Annotated in this window: 10 protein-coding genes; 4 read left to right on the top strand and 6 right to left on the bottom strand. The window is 33.4% G+C overall.

The genetic code is table 11. The features are described 5' to 3' along the window. The first annotated feature begins 55 nt into the window (after nucleotides 1-55). Both JR312_RS04865 and JR312_RS04860 read left to right on the top strand, forming a co-directional pair. Nucleotides 56-403 carry an IS630 transposase-related protein gene (locus tag JR312_RS04865; RefSeq protein WP_213864026.1) on the top strand — a complete coding sequence of 116 codons (348 nt, stop codon included), beginning with the start codon at nucleotides 56-58 and terminating at the stop codon, nucleotides 401-403. Between the two features lie 10 nt (nucleotides 404-413). Next, nucleotides 414-914, top strand: coding sequence for an IS630 family transposase (locus JR312_RS04860; RefSeq protein WP_319606738.1), 501 nt, complete (start codon nucleotides 414-416; stop codon nucleotides 912-914). A gap of 6 nt (nucleotides 915-920) precedes the next feature. Here JR312_RS04860 and JR312_RS04855 read toward each other — a convergent pair whose 3' ends face one another. Next, a complete protein-coding gene (locus JR312_RS04855) occupies nucleotides 921-1,307 on the bottom strand; it encodes a hypothetical protein (protein ID WP_416647865.1) in 387 nt (128 codons plus the stop codon). 172 nt (nucleotides 1,308-1,479) lie between these two features. Next, entirely contained in the window at nucleotides 1,480-2,502 is a 1,023-nt protein-coding gene (locus JR312_RS04850) for a hypothetical protein (RefSeq protein ID WP_264330508.1), read from the bottom strand. A gap of 225 nt (nucleotides 2,503-2,727) precedes the next feature. Here JR312_RS04850 and secA point away from each other — a divergent pair, with 225 nt between their 5' ends. Then, a complete protein-coding gene (secA, locus tag JR312_RS04845) occupies nucleotides 2,728-5,379 on the top strand; it encodes a preprotein translocase subunit SecA (protein ID WP_416647864.1) in 2,652 nt (883 codons plus the stop codon). Nucleotides 5,380-5,508: 129 nt separating this feature from the next. On the opposite strand, the gene JR312_RS04840 is transcribed toward secA, so the two are convergent. The 3 genes from JR312_RS04840 to dprA form a co-directional block, all read right to left on the bottom strand. Continuing rightward, nucleotides 5,509-5,871, bottom strand: a complete 363-nt coding sequence (locus tag JR312_RS04840) for an IS630 family transposase (RefSeq protein ID WP_416647749.1) — start codon at nucleotides 5,869-5,871, stop codon at nucleotides 5,509-5,511. Between the two features lie 541 nt (nucleotides 5,872-6,412). Then, nucleotides 6,413-6,565, bottom strand: coding sequence for a DUF4423 domain-containing protein (locus JR312_RS04835; protein ID WP_264330511.1), 153 nt, complete (start codon nucleotides 6,563-6,565; stop codon nucleotides 6,413-6,415). Between the two features lie 265 nt (nucleotides 6,566-6,830). Further along, a complete protein-coding gene (dprA, locus tag JR312_RS04830; protein WP_416647863.1) occupies nucleotides 6,831-7,916 on the bottom strand; it encodes a DNA-processing protein DprA in 1,086 nt (361 codons plus the stop codon). A 61-nt stretch (nucleotides 7,917-7,977) separates the two neighbouring features. Here dprA and JR312_RS04825 point away from each other — a divergent pair, with 61 nt between their 5' ends. Then, on the top strand, nucleotides 7,978-8,355 hold the full coding sequence (locus JR312_RS04825) for a ferredoxin family protein (protein WP_254229739.1): 378 nt from the start codon (nucleotides 7,978-7,980) through the stop codon (nucleotides 8,353-8,355). Nucleotides 8,356-8,383: 28 nt separating this feature from the next. On the opposite strand, the gene JR312_RS04820 is transcribed toward JR312_RS04825, so the two are convergent. Continuing rightward, on the bottom strand, nucleotides 8,384-8,650 hold the full coding sequence (locus JR312_RS04820) for a hypothetical protein (RefSeq protein WP_007302779.1): 267 nt from the start codon (nucleotides 8,648-8,650) through the stop codon (nucleotides 8,384-8,386). Between the last annotated feature and the right edge of the window lie 65 nt (nucleotides 8,651-8,715).

The raw sequence follows: 8,715 nt of genomic DNA, 5'->3' as shown, positions 1-8,715 counted from the left end.
GTTATAGTATTTCCTAAAGTAAATGATAAAGGTATAATAAAGTATTTGAGTTATAATGGCATATAGTGTGGATTTAAGGGAAAAGGCAGTATTGATGATAGAAAAAGGTAAGACAAAGGTTGAGGTAGCAGAGCTTATGGAGATAGGAATAGCAACTCTGTACCGTTGGTTAAAAAAGAAAGCTGCTGGTGAAAGCCTCAAGCCATCTAAAAACGGTAGCTTTATTCGAAAAATAGACCCCAAAATACTCGAAGAATATGTTACAAAGAATCCAGATCATACTCTGGCAGAGATGAAACAAAATCTTGGATTTGGAATAAACTCAATTTGGTATAGACTAAAACAGCTAAAAATTACTTTAAAAAAAAGTCACACTATATCAAGAGCGCAATCAAGAAGATAGGGAGCAATTTATTGATAAAATCTCAAAAATAGACCATTCCAGCATCTTATATATAGATGAAGCAGGAGTTGATAATAAGTTATACCGAGAATATGGACGCGCTCCAAGAGGAAAGAAAATTTATGCAGATATTCCAGGGAGAACTCGAGAGAGAATCAGTATAGTAGCCGGGTGGATTGGAAAGAGATTTATTGCACCAATGACTTTCAAAGGTGGGTGTGACAAAGAGGTATTCAATACATGGTTGGAGAAGATGTTATTACCTAAATTGCCACTTGGCACAACTATAGTTATGGATAATGCTACATTTCATAAGACCACTAAAACAAAATCATTAATAGAGTCTTTTGGCTGTCATTTGCTGTATCTTCCAACATATTCACCAGATTTGAATCCTATAGAATACTGTTGGCATACCATCAAAAGCCGCCTCAGACCTCTCATGTATAAATATACAGACTTACAGCTTTTGGTTGGTAATACCATAATGGAACTTTATCATCCATTTTAGAAAATACTATAGCTTATGAAACAGGCTAATGTCACGTATCAATAGCTCATAATTAATCTTGCTATTAGTAAATTGCGTTGTGCGAAAAACTTTTACCTTTGTTTTTATATCTTCTCCTTTAGCGTCGATTAAAGAAAAGCCTATCACTTTTGGCAATATATCGGGCAAATCGCGCCCATCTTCAGTATACTCCAAATAGCTTTTCATATCTTCAGCTGCTCTTTTACTTAAAATATTGATTAACGGCTTATTAAGTAAATTCTCTTCCTCACATTTTAATAAATTCCTTGCAGCTTGATTGAGTCCCAAGATTAATACGTTCTTTTTCTCATTATCCTGACAAACAGATATCACAGCATCATCTTTCCTTCTTTCAGTTATAAAATCTTCCATATCTTCTCACATATAACGTATTTATAAGTATAATAAGATTGTATTAAAATTCATTTACCCATTAATATACTTGATAAAGTATAGACAAATCGTCATGTTGCTGCATGTTCTAAGTCATGACAAAGGAAGCAAAATTACAAATATAATTTTGCTTATTCTCTTTATACCTTCACTACAACAACTTATTTTGCTGTATTGGATTAGATGGTTGAATATAACCTAAACTACTGTAACACGATTCTTCGTATGAAGGTAGTAGTTCCTCAAGCGGTGCTGAAGGTTGTACTTTTTCATAATTGTCAGAAGGAAAATTGTCTAATTCTTTATTATTAGTTGCCTTATCCATACATTTTATTGGTTGCTCTATATAGTCTTGTATTTCTTTTGTAAAACTATGATTTAGATAACAACTTGTTAAGTAAGCTACACCTGCTACTGTTAGTGCTAATGCTACAAAAACTAAAGGTGAAGCTCCTATACACCTAAAAACCTTTACTTTATACATACTCATATGAGCAGGTGGGTCAATGGTTGTTGCCAAAAAAATAAAAAAACCAAGTGAAAAAAATATTAACACGCAAATTCCACCCAATGAACAAGATCCTAACGCTACTTCTTTTAATGATTCTTCGCTTTTCTTTTTATTATTAAGGCTTCGATACATTTTATTAACGTTAGTATTGCTAATATAATCTTCTAGTTCTTTTAAAATTTTAGTCTTTAACTCTTCAATCTCGTTATCTATTGACGAATAGTATTTTTTATACCGCTGCTTCAATTGAACATCTAATACTGATTTACCACCATTTAGAAGATTTAAAATGTCTTTTTTGCATAACTCAATCTCCTGAGAAATTTTAGAATCGTTTTGTTCTTTTATATCTTGATCCATTTTAGCCTGTAGTTTTTGACCAAAATCTTTAAATACAGTTCTGCAAGAAAGGTATTTTAATATAATAGGTAAAGCCAGCTCATTTCCCTTACTAAGCAAAGATAAAAGCTTCAAAGCGAAAGAATTAGGTACTGCCTCTCTTGGTAGAATTAAGGTGAAATCTTCCAATACTTGGCAAACTAATTTTATTGAAGAATCTTTAAACCCTTTTGTACCAAATTTTAATGAAGCAAAAAATTCTTCTAATTCTTCAAAAGGACAACTATTTTTCTCTAATTTTACTTTTATAATATTGCTTAACATTGTAACTCCACTAACCGTTTTATACATGTAGCTTAACACTATTTTAATAATTTATTAAGAAAGTTTAATTATTAATTATAATATTTAATAAAATAAATAGACTCTTTTACATTTCATCTGCAAGAATCTTTTCCTTAGTTTGTAAATAAAGATTTTCTGAATCTAATTGCCGCAGGTTACGTTTAGTAATATAATCTCATATTAAATAAAACTTTACCTAAGTTTATGCCAGACTCTACGTTAGTTTTAACAACTATTCTTATATTCTTCATCTTTACGTTGTCACTTTTTTTTATAAAAAGGATATTTGGATCAACGAACAAGAAGATAATAAAATCCTTCAGAAAAATTGCTCAGCAGATTAATGCGCTAGAGCAAGAAATGCAGAGCTTATCTGATGAGGATCTTGCTAGTAAAACTGCGGAATTAAAACAAGAACTGAAAAATGGAAAAACACTAAATGACCTTCTCGTACCTGCATTTGCGGTTGTACGAGAAGCATCACGAAGATTCCTTAACATGAGGCATTTCGACGTTCAGCTAATTGGTGGCATGGTTCTCCATAATGGCATGATATCAGAAATGAAAACAGGAGAAGGAAAGACACTCGTCGCAACTTTAGCTGCATATCTAAATTCTTTAGAAGGAAAAGGTGTGCACGTCGTAACTGTTAACGACTATCTTGCAAAACGAGATACAGAGTGGATGAGTAAATTATATAATTCTCTTGGAGTTTCTGTTGCATTTATTACAAATAATTTGACAGACGACGAGAGAAAAAAGGCTTATAGCGCAGATATCGTATACTCAACAAATAATGAACTTGCCTTTGATTATCTACGAGATAATATGAAATTTTCTCAAGAAGATATGGTTCAGAGAGGCTTCAATTACGCGATAGTAGACGAAGTAGACTCTATACTGATTGATGAAGCGCGTACTCCGCTCATTATTTCTGGCCCACTTGAGGAAAATAATCAGATATATAAGCATATCAATAAAATAGTAATCAAATTAGTTGATTCTGACTATGAAGTCGATGAAAAGAGTAGAGCAGTGTTCCTCACTGAAAATGGCATTTCACGAGTGGAGGAATTACTAAAATCGTATAACCTCATTCCTGGAAATTCCTCGCTCTATGATACTAGCAATATTATACTGACTCATTATATAGATCAAGCACTTCGTGCACATAAGCTGTTTACTGCTGATAAAGATTATATAGTGAAAAACGGTAAGGTGGTAATTATTGATGAGTTTACTGGGCGCATGATGGAAGGTAGGAGATATTCTGATGGTCTTCACCAGGCACTGGAGGCAAAGGAGAATCTTGAAATTCAGCATGAAAGTCAAACTTTGGCATCAGTCACATTTCAGAACTACTTTCGTATGTACAACAAACTTTCTGGTATGACAGGAACAGCAGCAACAGAGGCAGAAGAATTTCGTGATATATATAGATTAAATGTAGTAAAAATTCCAACTAATGTGCCTGTTAAAAGAATAGATGTTGATGATGAAATTTATGGCACAGAAAAAGAAAAATTTAGTGCTGTATTGAAGTTTATAGCGGAATGTCACACACGTCTTCAACCAGTGCTTGTTGGCACTGTGAGTATTGAAAATTCTGAAAAGCTTTCCGATCTTTTGAAAAGCCATTCCCTTAAGCATTCAATATTGAATGCTCGTTATCATGAACAAGAAGCGTATATAATAGCGCAAGCTGGAATACCAGGCAGCATTACTATAGCAACAAACATGGCAGGACGTGGAACTGATATTAAGCTTGGTGGAAATGTTGAAATGATTGCAAAAATAGAGCTCGAGAAAATAAAAAATGCTGATGAAAGAGAAAAAAAATATCAAGAAATAGTCGAAAGAGTAAAAAAAGATAAGGAAATTGCTATAAAAGCTGGTGGCTTATGTGTTATTGGAACCGAAAGGCATGAAAGCAGGAGAATAGATGATCAATTACGTGGACGTTCTGGCCGCCAAGGTGACCCTGGACTTTCTAAGTTCTTTCTATCACTTGAAGATGATTTAATGAGGATATTTGGTTCTGATAGAATGAGGAATTTTTTGCAAAGAGTGGGACTAAAGAACAACGAGGCTATTCATCATCCATGGATTAATAAAGCACTTGAAAAAGCACAGAAGAAAGTTGAAGTTAGAAATTATGATGTGCGGAAGTCTTTGCTAAAGTTTGATGATGTAATCAACAATCAACGTAAAGTTATTTTTAAGCAGAGAAATCATATTTTAAACAATGAAATCAATGATTTAGTTGAAGTATATAGTGAAGTAAATGAGGATATAATAGAAGGTATAGTACAAAGTGGTTATTACGAAGATTATGTTGAAGATATTGCAAAAGAATTCCACATAAGATACGGGATAACGCTTAATCTAGCAGAGTTTTTGAATAAACAAGAAGCCTTGGATTATATAAATGACAAGATACAAGAATTTTTTACTGAGAAAGAAAAATATTTCAATAGTCAACAAACTACAGATTTGTGGAATACGATAGTGAAACAAGTGATGATCATGACACTTGATCATTTATGGAGGGAGCACCTTTCGGTCTTAGAGAGCCTAAGACAAAGCATAAATTTGCGTGCCATGGGGCAAAAAGACCCACTGAATGAATTTAAACGCGAAGCTTTCTTAATGTTTGAGTCGATGCTTGAAAAGTGGAGGGAGCTTACCATTCACCGCCTAGCGCACTTTAAGTTGCTAGACAATCAAGAAATAGGCAATAGGTCACGCTCTACTAAAAATAGCAGACTTCCAAAAGTTTCAAGAAATGACAAGTGCCCTTGTAACTCTGGAAAAAAATACAAACACTGTCACGGTGCAGTTGCCGTAGTGAATTAGTTGTTGCAAGCACATTATAGCTGCTATAGCTAACCGAAGTAAGATTTGCCTGAGCACTAAAAACAAAATCAATAGCCGAATTAATATTGGGCCAAAAGGTTTGTAGAGCCTTTCTTATGGCGTGCTTGATCAGAACTTCTCAATCGGATTTAAATCTGGCGAGTATGGAGGCAAGAACAAAATTTTACACCCAATATTTTCTATCAAATTTTTTGTCCTTGCAGATTTATAAAAGCTCGCATTGTCGAGAACAATAGTCTGTCCAGGTTTAAATACAGGAACAAGTACATTTTCTACATAAGCATCAAAAATCTCACTATTGCAGTAGCCATCAATTATCCATGGTGCTTTAACTTTTCCTTCATTCAGTGCTCCAATTATGCTTACCCTCTTTCTTTTAAACCCTGGGGCAAATAACCTCTTGCCTCTTTGAGACCACCCATATTCATAAAATTCATTGTCCTCTATTCCAGACTCATCTATGTATATCAAGTTTTCTTTATTTATTTCTTCTACTTTTTTATGAACTCTTTGCGTTTCTCTTTCTCGATAAAGAAAAGTTTTTTTTATATGTATAGTTTACTTTGCTAAGGTAGTTATATACTGTGTTTCTACACATATTACCAAATTCTTCAATTATCTTTTCAATTCTAATATCCATCCAGAAATTTGATAAATCTATCCATATCTTTAATCTTATGGCCATATCCTTTGTGATAGCCTGAAGATGGTTTCTTTTTTCCTTTTCCTCCACAAATATATTGTTTTTATGCTCACTTTGAATATTTGACTGATTTCTTTATCGTCATTGTTTTTTTATCGACTACTTTGAAAACACGTTCTTTCAGATCCTCACTATATGGACTTGGCATCTTCTTCTTTCTCATTACTTATTATACCATTATAACCAATTTTGCCATATAGCTAAACCTTTCTTGGGTTAGCTATAGATGATAAAATATTTGATTCTAGTTCTTTATAGTCTACTAATCCGGTAGTTCTATTTGCTTGACTCATTTCAAACCTCCATTTTTTATATCAATTTATTACTTTTCTTTTCGGCTTGACACACTTTTTTGAAGTTCCCCACTTTTTCTATCAACTTTTCAAATTCTTCTACAGTTAAGCCTGTTATATTACGAAAATTTCTTGGGTGTTTCTTTATATTGTAGTAACTAAAGCTCATTTTTTTACCTTACTCTATCTGCTTATTCCTCTTCTACCTCTCTCCCATCATTTTATCATTACCTTTTGCAGCAGGTCTATTGATGCATGAGTCTGGAATCTAGGAATTCTGATTATATATTAAGTTAGTAAGTATAAAAGTTATGTAAAAATACAACGTTTTTAGTGAGATTACGGAAAGCCAGCGTCACACGCTGGAATGACATCTTTCTTGGTGGACTCAAATCATAATGTTTGTACGGTTGTGGACTTATAACTAAAGCAATCTAGAAAATTAATGATATTTTATTCCCCGGAGAACGCTCTATTTTGTTTTCCAACTCTAGTTCTAAAAGAGCCATTAGAGCTATGTTGGCAGAAAGTCCGCTTGCTAATATAAGTTCATCTATATCAACAGGTACAGAGTTAATATGATCAACTATAACATATTTTGCCTGTTGCAATTTTTCTTGTTTTTGGTTAACAGCATAGTGCTCAACATTAAATAGGTTTTTTTGCTGCGGAGGTAAACTAAACCTAATACTCTCTATTATGTCATCAGCGGATTCGATAAGCTTAGCACCGTTTTTAATTAAATAATTACTACCACTACAGCGTGAATCTAGAGGGAAACCAGAAACTGCAAATACCTCTCTCCCTTGATTTAAAGCAAAATCTGCTGTTATTAGAGAGCCAGAACGTTTCGATGCTTCAATCACTACAACACCCAGCGATAGACCAGATATAATTCGATTCCTTTGAGGAAAATACTGAGGTTTTGGTTTAGTAGCAAATGGAAGCTCAGTAATTACTAATCCGCCATTTTCAGTAATTTTTTTGTATAGATCAAAATTTTCTCTTGGGTATACTACGTCAATTCCGCTTGCTGTGACAGCAATAGTGGGGTAATTTTTGTATATTACACTGTTTGCTGCAGTATCAATCCCTCTTGCAAGCCCAGAAATTATGATGAAACCAGCTTGGCTTAAATCGAGTGCCAACTTATTGGCAAAATTTCTTCCATTCATTGAAGAATTACGTCCACCGATTATTGCAATTATCTCACGACTTAATAATGATACATCACCAAGTGTAGTTATTACAGGAGGAAAACCAGAGATATTCCTTAAAATATCAGGGTAATCTGGATCACATGCTGGTGTTATTTTGGCTCCAATTTTTTCTGCATTCTTAATTTCTTCTCGTGCATTTTGAATTCCATAATCCTTGTTAGTCAACTTATTAAGATATTTAAGCACTTCATATAGCGACCCACATGCTCTAAGTATACTAAAGAACTTTACTGGTCCCACAGTTCTAGCCAAGCTTAGCCATATTTCTAATTCTTCGTTATTTAATTTATTTATCTTCATAAAAGGCTTGAATTTCTTATCAATTTAGTGTACCCAAGATAATGTAAATATACAGTGTTTTATGACGCATTTTGTTACAGATAAATGCATAAAATGTAAATATACAGACTGTGTGGAAGTATGTCCCGTTGACTGCTTTTATGAAGGTAAAAATATGCTCGTGATTAACCCAGATGAGTGTATTGATTGTGGAGTGTGTATACCTGAATGTCCAGTAGATGCAATTGTAACTGATGATTCCATAAAAGATATTCTAGAGCTAGATGAAGGCTTACTGAATAATGAACAAAAAATCTTTAAATCATTTTACAATATAAACGTAGAATATTCGCAAAAATGGCCAAACATTACAGCTAAAAAGCAACCCCTAGATACAGCAGAAGAGTATAAAGAAAAAAAGGATAAGACAGCTTATTTTGATGAAAATTTAGGGTCATAGAGTACAAAAATAGACTTACATTTTTTGATTAAATAGACATTGAATTGTAAGCGTCTATTTCATCTGCCATAGACGATAATTGTGCACTCTCAAAACGGAGATTGTTTGCAATATCTATTAATTTCTCACTAATTTGTGAACGAGGTTCAGGCACTGGAAAGAAAACGTCACATCTAGCCTTGCATAGAGGTTTGTCTGTTTCATTGAACGCCTCTTCACAGTTTTTGTGGCAAATATGAGATAGGTTACGTGCCTGAAACGTTAATGAATTCGAGTTTTGTGTAGGTATAACCATAATATACTCCTAAATTAAAAAACTATAGTATTTTCTAAAATGGATGATAAAGTTCCATTATGGTA

The organism is Wolbachia endosymbiont of Nasonia giraulti, assembly GCF_048054155.1.
Lineage (GTDB): Bacteria > Pseudomonadota > Alphaproteobacteria > Rickettsiales > Anaplasmataceae > Wolbachia > Wolbachia pipientis_C.
This window is presented reverse-complemented; position numbering and strand designations above follow the sequence as displayed.

Bases quoted from the DNA above. Each gene is read 5' to 3' on its own strand.
- JR312_RS04820 (WP_007302779.1), bottom strand. From the start codon at position 8,650: ATGGTTATACCTACACAAAACTCGAATTCATTAACGTTTCAGGCACGT.
- JR312_RS04825 (WP_254229739.1), top strand. From the start codon at position 7,978: ATGACGCATTTTGTTACAGATAAATGCATAAAATGTAAATATACAGAC.
- dprA (WP_416647863.1), bottom strand. From the start codon at position 7,916: ATGAAGATAAATAAATTAAATAACGAAGAATTAGAAATATGGCTAAGC.
- JR312_RS04855 (WP_416647865.1), bottom strand. From the start codon at position 1,307: ATGGAAGATTTTATAACTGAAAGAAGGAAAGATGATGCTGTGATATCT.
- JR312_RS04865 (WP_213864026.1), top strand. From the start codon at position 56: ATGGCATATAGTGTGGATTTAAGGGAAAAGGCAGTATTGATGATAGAA.
- JR312_RS04835 (WP_264330511.1), bottom strand. From the start codon at position 6,565: ATGAGCTTTAGTTACTACAATATAAAGAAACACCCAAGAAATTTTCGT.
- JR312_RS04850 (WP_264330508.1), bottom strand. From the start codon at position 2,502: ATGTTAAGCAATATTATAAAAGTAAAATTAGAGAAAAATAGTTGTCCT.
- secA (WP_416647864.1), top strand. From the start codon at position 2,728: ATGCCAGACTCTACGTTAGTTTTAACAACTATTCTTATATTCTTCATC.